Genomic DNA, 17,606 nt, shown 5'->3' on the forward strand with positions numbered 1-17,606 from the left:
GAATAACAATGGCACTTTCCCGCGAACAAATGGCTCAACGCGTCGCCCGCGAAATGCAGGACGGCTTTTACGTGAACCTGGGCATCGGCATCCCGACCCTCGTTGCCAACTACATCCCCGAAGGCATGGAAGTCATGCTGCAGTCGGAAAACGGCTTGCTCGGCATGGGTCCTTTCCCGACCGAAGAAACCATCGATGCCGACATGATCAATGCCGGCAAACAAACGGTGACGGCCCGTATCGGCGCGTCGATTTTCTCCTCGGCCGAGTCGTTCGCGATGATCCGCGGCGGGCATGTCGACCTGACGGTACTGGGTGCCTTTGAAGTCGATGTGCAAGGCAACATTGCCTCGTGGATGATTCCCGGCAAACTGGTCAAAGGCATGGGCGGCGCCATGGACCTCGTGGCTGGCGCTGACAACATCATCGTGATCATGACCCACGCCTCCAAGGATGGTGAGTCCAAGCTGTTGGCCGAATGCAGCCTGCCGCTGACCGGTGCCGGGTGCATCAAGCGTGTGTTGACCGACCTCGCTTACCTTGAAATCAAGGACGGCGCGTTCATTCTCAAAGAACGTGCGCCAGGTGTCAGCGTCGAAGAAATCGTCGCCAAGACCGCCGGTAAACTGATCGTTCCCGATCACGTTCCAGAAATGCAGTTCGCTGCCCAGTGAGGAATCATTCCATGCAAGACGTCGTCATTGTTGCCGCTACCCGCACTGCCATCGGCAGCTTCCAAGGTGCGCTGGCGAGTGTTTCTGCGGTTGACCTGGGCGCGGCGGTGATCCGCCAGTTACTGGCACAAACCGGTCTGGACCCAGCATCAGTCGATGAAGTGATCATGGGCCAGGTGTTGACCGCCGGCGCCGGGCAAAACCCTGCACGCCAGTCTGCGATCAAGGCTGGCCTGCCGTTCACCGTGCCGGCCATGACCCTGAACAAAGTCTGCGGTTCGGGCTTGAAAGCACTGCACCTGGCCACCCAGGCCATTCGCTGCGGCGATGCCGAAGTGATCATCGCCGGCGGCCAGGAAAACATGAGCCTGTCCAACTACGTCATGCCAGGCGCGCGCACCGGCCTGCGAATGGGCCACGCGCAAATCGTCGACACCATGATCAGTGACGGGTTGTGGGATGCGTTCAACGATTACCACATGGGCATCACCGCCGAAAACCTGGCTGAAAAGTACAGCCTGACCCGTGAACAGCAGGATGCTTTCGCCGCCGCCTCGCAACAAAAGGCCACGGCTGCGATTGAGGCCGGGCGTTTCGTCGACGAGATCACGCCGATCCTGATTCCTCAGCGCAAGGGCGATCCGCTGTCCTTCGCCACCGATGAGCAACCACGCGCCGGGACCACGGCTGAAGCACTGGGTAAATTGAAACCGGCCTTCAAGAAGGACGGCTCGGTGACTGCCGGCAACGCGTCTTCGCTGAACGACGGCGCTGCCGCGGTGATCCTCATGAGCGCCGAAAAAGCCAAGGCCCTTGGTTTGCCGGTGCTGGCGAAAATCGCTGCTTACGCCAATGCCGGCGTCGATCCAGCGATCATGGGCATCGGTCCGGTGTCTGCAACCCGTCGTTGCCTGGACAAGGCCGGTTGGACTATTGATCAGCTCGATTTGATCGAAGCCAACGAAGCATTCGCCGCCCAATCGCTGGCGGTGGCCAAGGACCTGGAATGGGACTTGAACAAGGTCAACGTCAATGGCGGCGCGATTGCGCTGGGCCATCCGATTGGCGCATCGGGCTGCCGGGTGTTGGTCACCCTGCTGCATGAAATGATCAAGCGCGACGCCAAAAAAGGCCTCGCCACGTTGTGCATCGGTGGTGGTCAGGGCGTGGCACTGGCCATCGAGCGAGCGTAAAGCGTTCAACAGGCAGTGCGGGGACCCACGAAGAACCGTTCACTGCCTGGCAAAACACCCGGTGCGACTCACGTCGCACCGGGTTCTTTTTGCCTGTGTTTTTTGAGGCGACATCGAGGCTGAATGGGCCGCCCGCATCGCGAACAGGCTCGCTCCCACGTTTGGATCGTGGTTGGACACGACGTTGATTTACGTCAGGAACTGAACAATCAGCCAACTGTTCGCCGCACTGATGACCACGAACAATCCCCATGCCAGCACCCGGGTCGGTAACCGATTCACCAATGGCCCCATCAATCGATGATCGTTGGTCATACGAATCAGCGGGTACAACGCGAACGGCAATTGCAGGCTCAGCACCACCTGGCTCAGCACCAGCAACTTGCCGATGGCATTGTCACCCATCAGCCACACGCCGATGAACGCAGGGATCAGCGCCAGCCCGCGTGTGATGAGCCGTCGTTGCCAGCACGGAATCCGCAAGTTCAGGTAACCCTCCATGATCACCTGACCGGCGATGGTGCCGGTGAAGGTCGAACTCTGTCCCGAGGCCAGTAACGCGACACCAAACAGCACGCTGGCCAGCGCGCCACCCACCAACGGGTCGAGCAAATGATAGGCATCCTGGATGTCCACCACATCACTGTGCCCGGTCTTGTGAAACGCCGCTGCCGCGAGAATAAGGATCGCCGCGTTCACCAGCAGCGCCAACGCCAGCGAGCCGATGGTGTCGATGCGCGCCAGTTTCACCGCATCCTGCTTGCTCGCGAGGTCGGTGCCGATCATCCGCGTTTGCACAATCGAGGTGTGCAGGTACAAGTTGTGCGGCATCACGGTGGCGCCGAGAATCCCGATGGCCAGGTACAACGGCGCGGCATCGGTGATGGCTGTAAGCGAGGGCACAAAACCACGGGCCACGTCCGGCCAATAAGGTTTGATCAGCAACAGTTCGACAAAAAAACACACGCCGATGGTGCTCACCAGCCCCAGCATGATCGCTTCGAGCCTACGGAAACCCCGGTTTTGCAGGGCCAGGACCAGCAGTGTATCGAACGCTGTCAGCGCGATACCAACGGTCAGCGAACAGCCGAGCAATAGGTGAAACGCCAGCGCACACCCGAGCACTTCGGCGAGGTCGGTGGCGATGATTGATATTTCCGCCAACACCCATTGGGTTAGCGCTGCCGGTTTGCTGTAGCGCTCGCGCGACAACTGCGCCAGATCACGCCCGGTGGCAATGCCCAGCCGTGAACACAGGCACTGCACCGCCATCCCCGCCAGGCTTGCGAGTAGCACAACGAACAACAGGTCGTAGCCAAAACGCGAACCGGCTTCGATTGCAGTCGCCCAGTTTCCGGGGTCCATGTAGCCGATAGACACCAGCAAACCCGGCCCTGCGAAGCGCAACACCCGTTTGAAGAATGAAGCGCTGGGGTCGACGGCAACGCTGCCCGCCACTTCAGGGGGACAAAACGGCGCGGTGGCAACTGTGGGCAAACTGAATTTCACGCGATGTACCGTCAACAGAGGATGGGTCGCAGTTTAGACGTTTCAAATGACACGCCCAAGAAGCAGATGCCCGGTTTCAAGCACCCTGACGGCGGAAAAACAACGTGACCTGACCCAGTTCGACACCAAACTTGGTCATCGCGGAGCGATTGGCCATGGTGTTTTCGTCGAGCAGGTACATCCAGTCGTCAAAATGCACCTGATAAACCTTGTCATCCACAGGGAGGTTCAGCACGTAGCGCCAGTGCAAGGCATTGCCGGCGACCTCGCCCATCGACTCGCCCACCACGTCACCCGCCGTACCACGCCAGCGCCCGGCACCCTCGGGATGCAGCGTCCATACACGCGTCTGTTTGCTGCCGTCGCTGTAGGTGAAGTCTTCATGCATGATCAGGTTTTTGCCCTCCATGCGGCTGTTGATCAGCACATGAAAGCGCTTGATCACTTCGCCCGAACGCTTCTGAAAAATGCCCCAGCCATCCACTTTGCCAACGAAAAAACCCGGTAAATCGAGCTTCGGGTTTTCTGCACTGTAACGCTGCACATCGACCCCGCTGCAACCCGCCAGGCAGATGAACACGACGAGCAAAAGTCTTTTCAACATGACGGCATCCTTATGGCGTGACGGTGCCCAGCAATTGCTGACGCAGCTCTGGGTTGCGGGTGCGCGGATCCAGCCAGATATCGAAGAAGGCGCGGGCAAACAACGGGTCTTTCACTTCATGCTGCAATTGCTGCCCGACAAAAAAGCGTGCGCCCTGCCCCGGCAAATAGACACCCGTGATGCGGGTGCCGGGTTGCACATCGACAAACGACTGTTGCATCTGCGCCTGCCATGCCGCCAGTTGTTCGGCGCTGACGGCGTTACCGGACAAACGCTTGATTTCGTCGACACTGGCTTGCACCAGGTCGTCACGGGAAATCTTGCGTTGATAAATCAACTCGAGGGCAAACGGTTGGTCACGGGTCAACGGCCGCTGCGCGCTCCATAGTCGGGCGTTGTACACATCAAAACCGTACAGGCTGAACTCGCCAGCGCCGATGATTTGCGCGCCGGGCAGCGCTTCCTGCCAATTGGCGAATGCACTGCCGCCGAGAAATACCAGCAACCACAAGCCGTGCCGTAGCGGTGACCGTTGTCTGTTCATGGCGGTTTTGAGACTTCGTATGTGCCTGATAAAAACTTATACGCAAAAGGTTGTTTTGTACAATTATTTGATAGTTTAGTTTTGTATACAAAAACCATCAATCGGTAGAGCAATCCGTCGCTCGCATGCTAACGTTGGCCTCTAGTTCAGGTCGGAGGTGCGGGCGTGTTGATGCTCAAGTTGCTGGTGATTCCAGGATTTCTACTGCTGATTTCACTGGCAGGTAAACGTTGGGGCCCCAGCGTCGCCGGTTGGCTTTCGGGATTGCCGGTGGTGGTCGGACCGATTCTGTTGTTTCTCGCCATTGAACAAGGCCAGGTATTCGCCGCCCAATCGGCGACGGCAGCATTGTCGGCAATGTTTGCGATGATCGCTTTTTGTGTCACTTACGCGCAGCTCGCACAGCGCGCCCGATGGCCGTGGGCGCTGACGGTTTCGTTGCTGGTGTGGGCGACGGTCGCGGTTGTGCTGTCGTTGCTCCCTTCGTCCCTGGTGTTTTCAGTGATAGCTGCGGCCTCGGCGCTGCTGGCGGCACCCTATTTGTTTCCCGCCGTGCAGCCCGTCATTTCGGGTACCGCACCGAAGTCGGACAAACTGCTGCTGCGCATGATTGCCGGGGCCTTGCTGACCCTCGCGGTTACCTTGTTGGCCAGCACGGTCGGCGAACGCTGGAGTGGTTTGCTCGCGGTGTTCCCGGTCCTGGGCAGCGTAATGGCGGTGTTTTCCCAGCAAACCCGAGGGCCGGCATTCACCGCGGCGCTGTTGCGGGCCACTGCAACTGGCATGTACTCGTTCGCGTCGTTTTGCCTGGTGTTGGCGCTGGCATTGCCGGCCTTGGGCTGGAGCGCTTTTGTGTGGGCGGTACTGGTGTCAGTCGCCATGCTCGGCGTCACCAAACGCTTGCTGGCGAAACCCGCCCGGCCCGCAGCGTGCTGATCAACACCGCGCCAGGGTTGAATCTCAACTTCCGCCACCCGGCACTGGAATGCCGCGCAAACTCCATGGGATGATCGCCACAACGCGTGACCATCCCTGGAGAGTTCGAATGTCGTTAGTGAGTAAGAAAGCTGTTGTCCTGTTGCTGGCGGCAGCTGCAAGCCTGGGTGCCTTGAACGTACAAGCGGCCAAAGCCACGGCTGCCAGCAACAGCGGCTCGGTGCAGAAAGTCTCGATGCTGGGTGGCAAGTTCACCTTCACATTGCCTAAAGGGTTCACCGTCACCCAATTGCCAGCCGGCGACCCTGCCGCAGGCACGGCCGGTGCGACGGGTACCATGTACACCAATACCGAGACCAAAACCGTGGTCATCGCGGCGGAAAACACTATTCCCGGCGGCGCTAACGTCAAAGACAACGACGGTACGTTCCTGGATAACGCCTCGGGCGACTTCATCGCCCAGCAAGCCAAAGCCCTGCCGGACTTCAAGTTGGTGAACGAAAAAGCCTTCTCCAAGAAGAGCCCGGGCCTGGGCCTGCGCCAGATTGACAGCACCGCAACCCAAGGTGGCGGCCCGACGCTCGACACCACGTTGCTGACCGCGTCCGGGACGCGCATGGCACTGGTACAAGTGGTGTCACGCGCCAGCGACAAAACGGGTCACGAAGCGCTGGTCAAGCAGATCCTCGCCGAAAAGTAATCGCTATCAAGGATTGAGGCGCTGCAACCAGGCACTCAAATCCTGTACCTCGGCCGCACTGATGCTGTGGCCGAGGCCTTCATAACCATGAAACTCCGGTTTGAGCGCCAGCTTCTGCAGCAGGCTGTTGGCGTCAGTGCCGTCCTGGTAGGGCAAGCGTTGGTCTGCCGTACCATGGCCGATGAAAATCGCCAGCTGCTGACGTTTATCATCCGGTTTGAGTTCGGACTTGAGCACCGGCAGAATCCGCCCGCTGAGTGCAGCAATCCCGCCCACGGCTTCGGGATGACGTAATCCCACTTCGTAAGACATGATCGCGCCCTGGCTGAAGCCGACCAGGAATACCTTGTTGGCCTCGGTGTGATATTTCTTCGCGGCCTGCGCCACGAAATTCAGCAGCACCTGGCCGCTGCTCTTCAAATCATCGGTCTCGCCGTTATAGGCGCCTTCGCCTTTCTTGCGAAACCATTGATAACTGCCTTCTTCGAGTTTTACCGGTGCCTGAACCGACAGGTAGTTGTAGTTCGCTGGCAAATCATCCTTGATTCCAAACAGATCCGCCTCGTTACTGCCGTAACCGTGGAGGAAAATCACCAAGGGTTGTTGCTTCGAGTCAGGATTGGCCTGCTCCAGGTATTTGAGCGGCAGGTCGTTTTGCAGCGGGGTTTGAGCGTGGACAACGGTGGACGCCAGCAGCGTCAGCAGTGCGAGAAACTTCAGCATAAACCTTCCTTCACAGAGCGCAGGATTCGGGGAGAGCCTAACACTGTGTGAAGGTCGGGGCATTCGGCTGTGGCTGATGCCGACGTTAATCGTTGATCAGTTTGCCGACCCGAATCGGTTCACGTCCCGCGACTTTCGCCTGCCAGGTGCCGGGTTGGGTGTAACGACCACGGTCAATGGCAAACAACACGCCACAGGTCCCGGCGCGCACCGTCGTAACCCGGTCGTGCAACGGGTCTACCACTTCGAACAGCGCATCCCCCTGCTCCACCCATTCACCGGCGTCGCGCAGGAAACTGACTACACCGTGATGCGGCGCAAACAAATATTCGGTGCCTTCGAACGGCATGCCTTCGCAGCATTCGCTGGGCGCCGCAGGCCAGGTGCCGCTGATGAAGCCTTGCTCGGCCAGGAAACCGAGAATCGCCTCGCAGTTGGCTTGAGCCTGTTCGACACGCGTGTCGCCCATGCTGCCCAACTCCAGCGTCGTCGCCAGATTCGCCGGCGGTATCGCAGCGCCAGGGAACGCTCGGGCCAGGCGTAACCACGGTGAAGAACACGACTCATCAAACGAACTGCCGCCAGAATCCTCACAGAGCAACGCCACACCCGCCTTCAACCGCGCCGCCAACGACTGCCATTGAGGCCAGTGTTGCGGCAAGGCATAGAGGTGAATCGCAGCATCAAAGTCGCAGTGCAGGTCCAGCGTGATGTCGGCATCACAGGCGTGGCGCAACAGCAAACGGTGCATGGCTTCCAGTTGCGAGACCGGCGCTGGCAGGCCATCGAGAACCTGGCACATGGTTTGACGAATCAACGCGATGTTGGCGTGGGCATCTGCACCTAATTGATCACCGATCAACGCCGCGACTGGTGTGCTGAGTTCGACGAACGAGCGGTTGAAATTCTTGCCGCTGCCCAGTTCGAAGCGGCCCATGTGGCTGCCTTGAAGGTGCTGATCGAGACCGATCGGGTTGGCCACCGGGACCAGTTCGATCACGCCTTGCAACCGGCCTAGGGTTTCAAGTTCGCCCAGACGCTTCTTCAATTCCCAGGCAGTGCGCATGCCCGGCAGTTCGTCAGCGTGCAGGCTGGCCTGAATGTAGACTTTGCGAGCGCCGGTGCCGTAACGAAACACACTGAGTGTGCGTTCGGTCCCCAGGTGGCTCCAGGGCAATGAATGGTCGATGCGTTGCATGGGAACTCCTCAAAGCTTGAACCGCGAATTCACCCGTGGGAGGTCGACGTGCCGGCGATGGCGATTTTTCCGGACGCCATCGCCGGCAAGCCAGTCTGCTACGGATTGGGGGTAAATGAGCGTGCATAAAAAATGGCAACCGGTTCAATGGTTGCCATTTTCTGAACGACGGTGTTACTCGCCGTAAACGTCAAACTTGAAGTACTTGTCTTGCACTTGCTTGTACTTGCCGTTGGCGCGGATTTCAGTAATGGCCTTATTGAACTGGTCAGCCAGTGCAGTATCGCCTTTACGCACGGCAATGCCGGCGCCGCCACCGAAGTATTTCGGATCGTTGTATTCAGGGCCGACGAAAGCGAAACCCTTACCGGCGTCGGTTTTCAGGAAGCCATCGTCCAGGTTTACCGAGTCGGCCAGCAGCGCGTCTACGCGACCGGAGACCATGTCCAGGTTAGCTTCCTGCTGGGAACCGTAACGCACCAGGATGATACCGGCCGGTTGCAGCACTTCAGTGGCGAAACGGTCGTGGGTACTGGCGCGCAGCACGCCGACCTTCTTGCCTTTAAGATCGGTCAGCGGGTCTTTCACATCGGTGCCTTCCTTCATCACGAAGCGCGCCGGGGTGTGGTAGTACTTGATGGAGAAATCGACGTTCTTCTTGCGATCGTCAGTGATGGTCATGGACGACAAAATAGCGTCGATTTTCTTGACCTTCAGTGCCGGGATCAGGCCGTCGAACTCTTGCTCGACCCAAGTACATTTCACTTTCATCTGCTCGCACAGCGCGTCGCCGATGTCGACGTCGAAACCGGTAAGCTTGCCGTCAGGTGTTTTCATCGAAAATGGCGGGTAACCGGCTTCAATGCCGATGCGGATCGGCTTGGCGTCTTCGGCCACAGCGGTCAGGGACAACAGCGACAGTGCCAGGGCACCGAACATCACTAGCTTCTTCATTTATAACTCCTGTGTGCGGAGGCTTTTATTGGCAGCGTTCGATTGGTAGCTTTCGGCCGGTAGCTTTTTTCTGTGTAAAAGCCGAAGTGGCCGGCAGTCTAGAGCGGCTTCAGGCGGGTAAATTGTGTATAAGCGACAAATACTTACAGAAAGGTGGCGCATGTGACTAGCGTACTTAACAGGTTAAACCTGATCCAGCATCACCCTGCCGAAGGCCCAGGCGCAATTGGCGAATGGGCCGCATCGCGAGGCATCGCACTTGAGGTGTTTCGCGCCGACCTGGGTCAGTTGCCAGCGGTGAGCGCAACACCGCTGATCTTGCTCGGTGGCCCCTACGAATCCAACGCTGGGCCAGCATGGCTGGCGTCTGAACGACAATGGCTCGCGGGCAGCCTGAGCCAAGGCGCACCGGTATTTGCGATCTGCCTTGGGGCCCAGTTGCTCGCGCTGAGTCTGGGCGGAACAGTGCGCCGGATGGCGCGCTCTGAAACGGGTTGGACCACCGTCAGATTCGCCGATGGCCAACAATTGAAGGTGCTGCAATGGCACGAAGATGCAATCGGCCTGCCGCCCACTGCACGTTTACTTGCCAGCAGTGATCAATGTGAGCAGCAAATGTATTGCGTCGGGACGACACGGGTAGGCCTGCAGTTTCATCCCGAGTGGAACGCAGAATCAGTGGCAGTGCTCAATGCGCATTTTGCCGAGGAATCGCCGTTGCCGCGTGGTGAACACGACAGCGCCGCCTACACCGCCGTGTACCACTGGCTGCAGGCAACGCTGGACGAATGGTGGGCACACGCCGCGCCAATACCTGAATAAGCGCACCTGACAGCTGTCGAGGGGAGCGAGGCTGCGCCCCCTCAAATCCATTCAGCATTCACAGCCAATAGCGCCTCTTTCGCCGGATGTCAGCGCAACACTCAATTGGAATCCTTCATCCAGCCACCCCGTCACCCCGCCGATCATCTCCTTTACCGGGTAACCCAGCGCCGCCAGTTTCACCGCGGCCTTGTTGGCACCATTGCAGTGAGGGCCGGCGCAATAGACCACAAACAGGCTGGTTTTGGGGTATGCCGCCAGCGCCTCGCCCGTCAGTGATCGGGTGGGAATATTGATCGACCCCGGCACATGGCCACGCTCGAACGCCAACGGCCCGCGCACGTCAACCAGCACAAAATCAACCTCGCCCGCCGCTTGGCTGCCGTGAACGTCGGAGCAATCGGTTTCGAAGGTCAGGCGATTGCTGAAGTGCATAAGGGCAATGGCTGAGGGAGCGGCAGGGATTTCGCGAACCAGGCTGGTCATTGGCGGTACTCCGGACATCAGTGAATGTGCAAAGACTTTATCCGCCGAGCGCACACCGCTAAAGTGGCGCACAAGACACTTACCGGGAATTTTCCGCCAAATGCAGCCTAACCCTGGATTGGTCGCGATTCTGGCTTACGACGGCCTCTGTACGTTCGAGTTCGGCATTGCCGTGGAGATTTTTGGCCTGGCGCGACCGGAGTTCGACTTTGCGTGGTACACGCATCGAATTGTCGCCGTGGACAAGGGGCCGATGCGCGCCTCAGGTGGCATTCAAGTACTGGTCGACGGCGGCATGGAACTGCTGCAAGTCGCGCGCACCATCATCATTCCCGGCTGGCGCGACCGCAGCGCGCCAGTGCCCGAGGCGTTGCTTGTCGCGTTGCGCCAGGCGCATGCCAATGGCGCACGGTTGCTGTCGATCTGCTCCGGCGTATTTGTATTGGCCGCCAGCGGTTTACTCGACGGCCATGGCGCCACCACACATTGGCGTTACACCCGCGAATTGGCCGAACGCTTTCCCAGGATTCAGGTGGACCCGGACGTGTTGTATGTCGATTCCGGCCAACTCATCACGTCTGCAGGCAGTGCCGCCGGAATTGATGCCTGCCTGCATTTGGTGACGCGGGACTTTGGCACTCAGGTCGCCAACTCGGTAGCGCGACGGCTGGTGATGTCACCACAACGCACGGGCGGTCAGGCGCAGTTTATTCCGACGCCGGTCAGCCCCACGCCGCGCAGCGATCTTTCTCGTGTCATGCAATGGGCTCGCGAGCGCTTGCACCTGCCCCTGCAAGTGCGCGAACTGGCCAACGAAGCGGCCATGAGTGAACGAACGTTCCTGCGCCGTTTTACCGAAGCCAATGGCCAGTCGCCAAAAACCTGGTTGCAGCATGAACGCCTGGCCCGCGCGCGCGAACTGCTGGAAAGCACCCGCGAGCAGACCGAGCAGATTGCCCTGCGCTGTGGTTACAACTCGGTCGAGAGTTTCAGGGTGGCGTTTCGCAGCGTGGTCGGGGTGCCGCCGTCGGTGTACCGGGAGCGGTTCGGGCGTGCGGTAAACGTTATTTCCTGAAGGGCTTCAAGGTTTGCGTAACAGGTAGGTGTCCATGATCCAGCCATTGGCCAGTCGCGCGGCCTTGCGCACTCGCTCGATTTCATCCGCCACGTCCTTCAGTTTGCCGCTGATGAGAATCTCATCTGGCGTCCCCAAATAAGCGCCCCAGTAAATCTCGGTTTGCGGATCAGCCACCTGATGGTAGGAATCCTCGGCATCGAGCATGACCACCAAGGTGTCACTGTCGCTCACCTGCCCGGCCGCCAGGCGTCGGCCAGTGGTGATTTCAACCGAGCGGCCGATGCTGTTCAACGGCACTTTATGCTGCGCCGCCAGCGCTTGAACGCTGGTGATGCCGGGGATGACTTCAAACTCAAAAACGCAATGGCCTGACGCCAGAATCGCCTGCAGGATTCTGATGGTGCTGTCGTACAGCGCCGGATCGCCCCACACCAGAAAACCGCCGCACTGTTCGTCGGTCAACTCTTGGTTGATCAGGCGCTCGAAGGTCTGTTGCTTGGCATGGTTCAGGTCTTCGATGCTGGTGTGGTAGTCCACCTCTGCGCGTTGGCGCTCGGGGCTACGGGCTTCGACAAAACGGTAGTCGGGATCGGCAATGTAGCGTTCGCAAATCTCGCGGCGCAGGTCGATCAGCTTGTCTTTGCTGTGACCCTTGTCCATGAGAAAAAACACATCGACCAGGTTCAATGCCTTCACGGCTTGCATCGTAATGTAGTCGGGGTTGCCGGCACCGATGCCGATCACCAGAAGTTTTTTCATGAACGACGTCCTTCGGGATGAGTGCCGGGTAAGCGTAGCCGCCATCGGCCGTTGAATCGCAACTCGATGATCGCCAGCGGCTCGACGTCGATCTGGTTAAACGCTGAACCGTGCAAAACCTGCATCAGCGCCGCGCGAATAACAAATGGATGAGTGACAGCAACCACGTGGCCCGGCGTCGACGTCAGGGTTGCCAGCCACGCGGCCAGTCGCTCACTGAGGTGCGCCACCGACTCACCGCCGTGGGGCGCAGCGCTTGGGTCATCCAACCACGCACGGAGCGTTTCGGGTTCGGTTTTTTGCAATTCGTCGATCTGCGCGCCGTTCCAGCGGCCGAAATCGCAGTCCTTCAGCGCGCTGACAATTTCGACGTCACTGCCAAATAACGCAGCGGTTTGCAGACACCGCTGCTCCGGGCCGCACACCAGCCGCGGTGCACGCTTGAATTGATCGCTGCGCGACCCCCTGGCTGATTGCCAATCCATCTCCACCGGTTCATCTGTAGGGAAACGCGCGAGCTTTTGCGCGACGGTTCTCGCGTGGCAGATCAGGGTCAAACGGGTCGCCTGCACGGATAATCACTCGGTCAAAAGAAGCAAACGGCCCTGCGCCGTCAGTCAATGCGCAATTGTGCCGTAAGAAAGGTGAACCGGGTGGGTTTCGTTTCGGTTCACAGCGGTGCATTTCGCCCTGCAAATATGACTATTTCTGACACGTAATTCGGATGCGGCCTACAAGGTCGATCCGCATGGCTGTAGCCCAATACCCACGGGCAATTCCTCTGTTTTCAGGCCCCTTCTTGCCAGGCAAAAATTCGCTAGACAGGCTCTGCGCATTGAACAAATACTTGTTAAACGGTGCGTTGAGCCTAATTTTATTGACTCATCCAGCAGGGCGTCTGGAGGCCCTCTTCATCACCCAGAAGAACAAGCGTGGCGACTGATAAGTACTCAGCGAGCACTCGATTCATGCGTGGAAACCGACAGTGATTGTCAGGTTCAGTGTTTGGCGCTGGACCCTTTAATACAGGAGTTGATCCATGCTGGTCCTACGTCCAGTGACGTTAGCCGATTTGTCCCGGTTGCAAAGACTTGCCCGCGAGAGCCTGCCAGGCGTGACGTCTTTGCCAGACGACACCGAGAATTTGCACACGCGAATTCTTGACTCCATCGCCTCATTCAAAAAAGACGTGCAGCAACATGGCCCCGAGAATTACTGCTTTGTGCTGGAGGATTTAAGCAGCGCACGCCTGATCGGCTGCTCACAGATTCTCGCTACCGCAGGCCTTAGCGACCCGTTCTATAGCCTGCGCAATCGCCTCTTCACCAGCGCCTCACGCGAACTGAACATCGAACACGCTGTGCCAGCGCTGTCGCTGTGTCATGACCTCAACGGCCACACCCTGCTGCACGGGTTTCACATTGCCCCCGAATGGGCGGGCACGGAATATTGCGAACTGCTGTCGCGAGCTCGCTTGCTGTTCATCGCCGCACACGGTCATCGTTTTTCAGAGGCGGTGATCAGCGAAACTGCAGGCTTCAGCACCGACGAAGGGCAGTCGCCGTTTTGGGATGCCGTGGGCATGCATTTCTTCGACTTGCCCTACCTCGAGGCACAACGACTGTGCAGCCTGGGAAGCCGCACGTTCCTTGCCGAGTTGATGCCGCAATACCCGATCTACGTGCCGATGCTGCCTAAAGAAGCGCAGGACTGCATCGGCCGAATCCACCCCGATGGCCAGGACGCTTTCAATACCCTCGAACGCGAAGGGTTCGAGACCAATAGCTACATCGACCTGTTTGACGGCGGCCCGATGCTGTATGCACACCTTGCCAATGTCCGCTCTGTGGCGCAAAGCCGAACCGCGCGGGTCGTATCGAGCCCGCTTATCGATGCGCGAGGCCGCTATCTGGTCAGTAACGACTCGGTGGTCGATTACCGGGCGATCGTCGCCGATCTGGATTACAACGACGGGCAACCGGTGGCATTGAGTGCCGACATGTGCGCGGCGCTGAACCTGACGTACGCCAGCCATATCCGGCTGATCGCCCTGTGAGGCTCGACTCCGCAAGCGACAATCGACACTGCCCAACCAGGCGCGAACAGGGAGCGGCCGCATGATTGTCCGCCCGGTGAGCATCACCGACCTGCCGGCATTGTTGCCATTGCTGCAGCAGGCCGGTGCCGGTGCCGGCTCCAGCGCCGTACCTGACCGCGAAGAACGCCTGGCTTACCGGATACGCTGGGCACAGCGCACCTTCGCTGAACAAGTCGAACGCTCCGACGCCGATTACCTGTTCGTGCTTGAAGACGATGATCAGCAAGTGCTGGGAATCAGTGCGCTGGCCGGGGCTGTCGGCCTGCGCGAGCCTTGGTACAACTATCGGGTGGGACTTACGCAGGGGTCATCGATCGACCTGGGCATACGGCGGCAGATTCCGACGTTGTCGCTCAGCAATGAAATGACCGGGCAATCGCAACTGTGCTCACTGTACCTGCGACCGGATCAACGCCTGGGTGCAAACGGCCGCTTACTCTCGCTGGGACGTTTGCTGTTCGTCGCGCAGTACCCGCATCTGTTCGGTGACAAACTGATCGCCGAGTTGCGCGGCAGCACCGACGATAACGGTGGGTCGCCTTTTTGGGACAGTCTGGGCCGACACTTTTTCAAGATGGATTTCAGCCACGCGCAACACTTGTCGAGCCTGGGCAACAAATCATTTATTGCGGAATTGATGCCGCGTCAGCCGCTGTATACGTGCCTGCTTACCGAACAGGCGCAAGCCGTGATCGGCAAAGCACACATCAACACTGAAGCGGCACTGAAGATCCTCACCGCCGAAGGGTTTGCCCATCAAGGCTACATCGACATCTTTGACGCGGGGCCATTCATCGAAGCGTCGGTGGCGAACATCCGAACCGTGCGTGATAGCCAGTTGCTGATGCTGGCCATCGGCAAACCCGACGACCGGGCGCCACGATGGCTGATTCACAATCGACGCCTGGAAAACTGCCGTATCACCGTCGCTGCGGCACAGTTGAGGGGGGATGGCCTGATCGTCGACCGCCTGACAGCCAAACGCCTGCAGCTGCAACCGGGCGATTCGGTGCGCGCCGTGCCATTGCTCAATCAACACCCTTGATCGCGGGCCGGTTGAACGCGAGCGGCGTCCAATAACGGCTCCGTTCAGGCCCCGACTGCAAATTCGTCATCATTATTAAGCCGCTCGCGTGATAGCCTTTTGTTTCTTCGGCGTTGACACTTTTGTTCAGGCCTTTCCATTCCATTGGTGGAACTCATATGTCCAGGCTTTCTCATCAAGATTTGCGCCGTAACTTCCGTGAGCTGTTTGCTTCCAATACCTGCTACCACACCGCGTCGGTTTTCGACCCGATGTCGGCACGCATTGCCGCAGACCTGGGTTTTGAAGTGGGGATTCTTGGCGGCTCCGTTGCGTCGCTGCAAGTACTGGGGGCACCCGATTTTGCCCTGATCACCCTCAGCGAATTCGCCGAGCAGGCCACTCGCATTGGGCGTGTCGCGCAACTGCCGGTGATTGCCGACGCCGATCACGGCTACGGCAACGCGCTGAACGTAATGCGCACCATTGTCGAACTCGAACGCGCCGGCATTGCCGCGCTGACCATCGAAGACACTTTGCTGCCGGCACAATTCGGCCGTAAGTCCACTGACCTGATCGGTGTCGCCGAAGGCGTCGGCAAGATCAAAGCAGCGCTGGAAGCACGGGTCGATTCGGAAATGGCCATCATCGCCCGTACGAACGCGGGGATATTGCCGGTCCAGGAAATCATCAGCCGTACCCAACAGTACCAAAGCGCCGGTGCGGACGGCATTTGCATGGTGGGCGTGCAGGACTTCGACCAGCTAGAGAAAATTGCTGAACATTTGACCGTACCACTGATGCTGGTCACGTATGGCAACCCGGCACTGCGCGACGACAAACGCCTGGCCGAACTGGGCGTGCGGGTTACCATCGACGGCCACGGCGCCTATTTCGCGGCGATCAAAGCCACGTACGACAGCTTGCGCGAACAACGCCAGATCTTCACCCAAGCATCGGATTTGAGCGCCACAGAGCTGACGCATACTTATACGCAGCCTGAAGACTACATTCGTTGGGCTGAAGAGTTCATGCGGGTTAAAGAGTGAATCGGTGGCGAGAGGCACGCCTCTTGCCCTGCTGATTCCAGGCTCTACACCGGGTCCATCATGGATTGATAAGGCAGGCCGCCACCGCTGCAGATGACTCGGTTGCGCCCATTCGTCTTGGCTTCGTACAGCGCCTGATCCGCGTCGTTTAACCACAGGGTCGCGTCGACATGCACAGAGTTGAACGCGGCGAGCCCGATACTCAGGCTGACTTTCAAGGCCGGGCTGTGCTCGTAACCCAGCGTTGCGAAGCGATCACGCAGGGCATCCATGGCATCGGCCGCACTGTTGAGCGGCAGATCCCTGAGAATCACACAGAACTCATCACCACCGTAACGCCCGGCAACGTCCGCGGCCCGCAAGTTTTGCTTGAGTATCTTGCTTAGCTGACGCAGCACGATGTCCCCGGCAACATGGCCATAGGTATCGTTGATGATCTTGAAATGGTCGATGTCGATCAACGCAATCGCCCCGCCCTGGTTCTGCTGTTTGCAACGCTGGAATTCAACTTCCAGCTGATCTTTCCAGGCGCCATGGTTCAGCAGGCCGGTCAGGCTGTCGGTGCGGCTGAGCGCCAGCAGTTCCTTTTTATGCTGGCCCAAAGTGTGCGCCTGACGAAAGCAGATCCAGCCCAGCGCCAGCGGATACAGACATAGCAACGGCAAGCAGGCGTACAACTGCTGTGCACTGGTTTGCGGAATGAACGCCGGGGTGAAAATCAGCGCGCCGACGCCAATCCCCAGGACCTGCGCGACAGTGCCGGCCAGCAGGAACCGCAGGCCGCCGATGGCGACATTGTTCATCGCCATCATCGAAATGGTCGTGGCGCTCGGCAGCGGGTTGAAGTGCATGGCCGCCACCCAGAAGCCACCCAAAAATGCATCTATCAGCAGGTTGCGGTGTTCGGCGTGGTAGGGAACCTTCGACCGGCGCGCCCATTGATAAGCCAGATGCGGCCACACGAGCGCGTTAAGCAGCATCAACAGCCAGACCCAAGGCGCCGGATCCAGCGAATACATCGCCACACTCACGCACAACAACCCCAAAGCTAACCCCAGGGTTCGTGAGGTGTAGAGCCTCCTGGCCAGTGAAAGTCCTTTGCCGGACGCTTTTCCCATAGGGCCTCTGTGCCACTCGATAGAACCTGATAACACCCGGGTTGCGTGTGTGTTGGAAGTCTAACAGGGCAACGGCAAATAGCCATCACCGGCCGGCAGTCTGAATACCCGCACATACGCGTCACGCGGTGGCTAAA

General features: G+C 58.9%; 19 protein-coding genes. 9 read left to right on the forward strand and 10 right to left on the reverse strand.

Features of this window, described 5'->3' with window-relative positions; all coding sequences use genetic code 11:
* Window positions 1-8 precede the first annotated feature (8 nt).
* Complete coding sequence (locus tag ACQR3R_RS10670; RefSeq protein ID WP_428272088.1) at window positions 9-674, forward strand: 3-oxoacid CoA-transferase subunit B; 666 nt, start codon at window positions 9-11, stop codon at window positions 672-674.
* 11 nt (window positions 675-685) lie between these two features.
* A complete protein-coding gene (locus ACQR3R_RS10675) occupies window positions 686-1,867 on the forward strand; it encodes an acetyl-CoA C-acetyltransferase (RefSeq protein WP_428272089.1) in 1,182 nt (393 codons plus the stop codon).
* Between the two features lie 189 nt (window positions 1,868-2,056).
* On the opposite strand, the gene ACQR3R_RS10680 is transcribed toward ACQR3R_RS10675, so the two are convergent.
* The 3 genes from ACQR3R_RS10680 to ACQR3R_RS10690 all read right to left on the reverse strand — a co-directional run bounded on the left by ACQR3R_RS10680 (window position 2,057) and on the right by ACQR3R_RS10690 (window position 4,524).
* The gene (locus tag ACQR3R_RS10680; protein ID WP_428272090.1) at window positions 2,057-3,376 is read right to left on the reverse strand and encodes an Nramp family divalent metal transporter; all 1,320 of its coding nucleotides are present in this window, start codon (window positions 3,374-3,376) and stop codon (window positions 2,057-2,059) included.
* A 76-nt stretch (window positions 3,377-3,452) separates the two neighbouring features.
* The gene (locus ACQR3R_RS10685; protein ID WP_428272091.1) at window positions 3,453-3,980 is read right to left on the reverse strand and encodes a DUF3833 family protein; all 528 of its coding nucleotides are present in this window, start codon (window positions 3,978-3,980) and stop codon (window positions 3,453-3,455) included.
* Window positions 3,981-3,990: 10 nt separating this feature from the next.
* Window positions 3,991-4,524, reverse strand: coding sequence for a chalcone isomerase family protein (locus tag ACQR3R_RS10690; protein WP_428272092.1), 534 nt, complete (start codon window positions 4,522-4,524; stop codon window positions 3,991-3,993).
* Window positions 4,525-4,689: 165 nt separating this feature from the next.
* Between ACQR3R_RS10690 and ACQR3R_RS10695 the strand changes: the two genes are divergently transcribed.
* Window positions 4,690-5,460, forward strand: coding sequence for a hypothetical protein (locus ACQR3R_RS10695; RefSeq protein WP_428272094.1), 771 nt, complete (start codon window positions 4,690-4,692; stop codon window positions 5,458-5,460).
* 109 nt (window positions 5,461-5,569) lie between these two features.
* Window positions 5,570-6,160, forward strand: coding sequence for a hypothetical protein (locus tag ACQR3R_RS10700; RefSeq protein WP_428272096.1), 591 nt, complete (start codon window positions 5,570-5,572; stop codon window positions 6,158-6,160).
* A gap of 6 nt (window positions 6,161-6,166) precedes the next feature.
* On the opposite strand, the gene ACQR3R_RS10705 is transcribed toward ACQR3R_RS10700, so the two are convergent.
* From ACQR3R_RS10705 to ACQR3R_RS10715, 3 genes are all read right to left on the reverse strand, one after another.
* Window positions 6,167-6,883: an alpha/beta hydrolase-fold protein gene (locus tag ACQR3R_RS10705; protein ID WP_428272097.1), complete on the reverse strand. Its 717-nt coding sequence runs from the start codon at window positions 6,881-6,883 to the stop codon at window positions 6,167-6,169.
* Between the two features lie 85 nt (window positions 6,884-6,968).
* A complete protein-coding gene (locus tag ACQR3R_RS10710; protein ID WP_428272099.1) occupies window positions 6,969-8,081 on the reverse strand; it encodes a succinylglutamate desuccinylase/aspartoacylase family protein in 1,113 nt (370 codons plus the stop codon).
* 174 nt (window positions 8,082-8,255) lie between these two features.
* The gene (locus tag ACQR3R_RS10715) at window positions 8,256-9,035 is read right to left on the reverse strand and encodes a lysine/arginine/ornithine ABC transporter substrate-binding protein (protein ID WP_428272101.1); all 780 of its coding nucleotides are present in this window, start codon (window positions 9,033-9,035) and stop codon (window positions 8,256-8,258) included.
* 162 nt (window positions 9,036-9,197) lie between these two features.
* Between ACQR3R_RS10715 and ACQR3R_RS10720 the strand changes: the two genes are divergently transcribed.
* The gene (locus ACQR3R_RS10720; protein ID WP_428272102.1) at window positions 9,198-9,857 is read left to right on the forward strand and encodes a glutamine amidotransferase-related protein; all 660 of its coding nucleotides are present in this window, start codon (window positions 9,198-9,200) and stop codon (window positions 9,855-9,857) included.
* Between the two features lie 51 nt (window positions 9,858-9,908).
* Here the strand turns inward: ACQR3R_RS10720 and ACQR3R_RS10725 are convergent, their stop codons facing one another.
* Complete coding sequence (locus tag ACQR3R_RS10725; RefSeq protein WP_428272103.1) at window positions 9,909-10,343, reverse strand: rhodanese-like domain-containing protein; 435 nt, start codon at window positions 10,341-10,343, stop codon at window positions 9,909-9,911.
* A 100-nt stretch (window positions 10,344-10,443) separates the two neighbouring features.
* On the opposite strand from ACQR3R_RS10725, the gene ftrA reads away from it, so the two are divergent.
* The gene (gene ftrA / locus ACQR3R_RS10730; protein WP_428272104.1) at window positions 10,444-11,418 is read left to right on the forward strand and encodes a transcriptional regulator FtrA; all 975 of its coding nucleotides are present in this window, start codon (window positions 10,444-10,446) and stop codon (window positions 11,416-11,418) included.
* A 6-nt stretch (window positions 11,419-11,424) separates the two neighbouring features.
* Here the strand turns inward: ftrA and cobF are convergent, their stop codons facing one another.
* Both cobF and ACQR3R_RS10740 read right to left on the reverse strand, forming a co-directional pair.
* Complete coding sequence (gene cobF / locus ACQR3R_RS10735; protein ID WP_428272106.1) at window positions 11,425-12,180, reverse strand: precorrin-6A synthase (deacetylating); 756 nt, start codon at window positions 12,178-12,180, stop codon at window positions 11,425-11,427.
* The gene (locus ACQR3R_RS10740; RefSeq protein ID WP_428272108.1) at window positions 12,177-12,752 is read right to left on the reverse strand and encodes a histidine phosphatase family protein; all 576 of its coding nucleotides are present in this window, start codon (window positions 12,750-12,752) and stop codon (window positions 12,177-12,179) included. Before ACQR3R_RS10740 ends, cobF begins: the two co-directional genes overlap by 4 nt.
* Window positions 12,753-13,219: 467 nt before the next feature.
* On the opposite strand from ACQR3R_RS10740, the gene ACQR3R_RS10745 reads away from it, so the two are divergent.
* The 3 genes from ACQR3R_RS10745 (at window position 13,220) to ACQR3R_RS10755 (ending at window position 16,351) form a co-directional block, all read left to right on the forward strand.
* Complete coding sequence (locus ACQR3R_RS10745; RefSeq protein WP_428272109.1) at window positions 13,220-14,236, forward strand: arginine N-succinyltransferase; 1,017 nt, start codon at window positions 13,220-13,222, stop codon at window positions 14,234-14,236.
* A 61-nt stretch (window positions 14,237-14,297) separates the two neighbouring features.
* Window positions 14,298-15,323 carry an arginine N-succinyltransferase gene (gene astA / locus ACQR3R_RS10750; RefSeq protein ID WP_428272110.1) on the forward strand — a complete coding sequence of 342 codons (1,026 nt, stop codon included), beginning with the start codon at window positions 14,298-14,300 and terminating at the stop codon, window positions 15,321-15,323.
* 158 nt (window positions 15,324-15,481) lie between these two features.
* Complete coding sequence (locus tag ACQR3R_RS10755) at window positions 15,482-16,351, forward strand: isocitrate lyase/phosphoenolpyruvate mutase family protein (protein WP_428272111.1); 870 nt, start codon at window positions 15,482-15,484, stop codon at window positions 16,349-16,351.
* A 44-nt stretch (window positions 16,352-16,395) separates the two neighbouring features.
* Here ACQR3R_RS10755 and ACQR3R_RS10760 read toward each other — a convergent pair whose 3' ends face one another.
* Window positions 16,396-17,469 carry a diguanylate cyclase gene (locus ACQR3R_RS10760; RefSeq protein WP_428272113.1) on the reverse strand — a complete coding sequence of 358 codons (1,074 nt, stop codon included), beginning with the start codon at window positions 17,467-17,469 and terminating at the stop codon, window positions 16,396-16,398.
* Window positions 17,470-17,606 lie beyond the last annotated feature (137 nt).

Origin of the sequence: Gordonia sp. IEGM753 (assembly GCF_050321825.1) — a bacterium.
Classification (GTDB): domain Bacteria; phylum Pseudomonadota; class Gammaproteobacteria; order Pseudomonadales; family Pseudomonadaceae; genus Aquipseudomonas.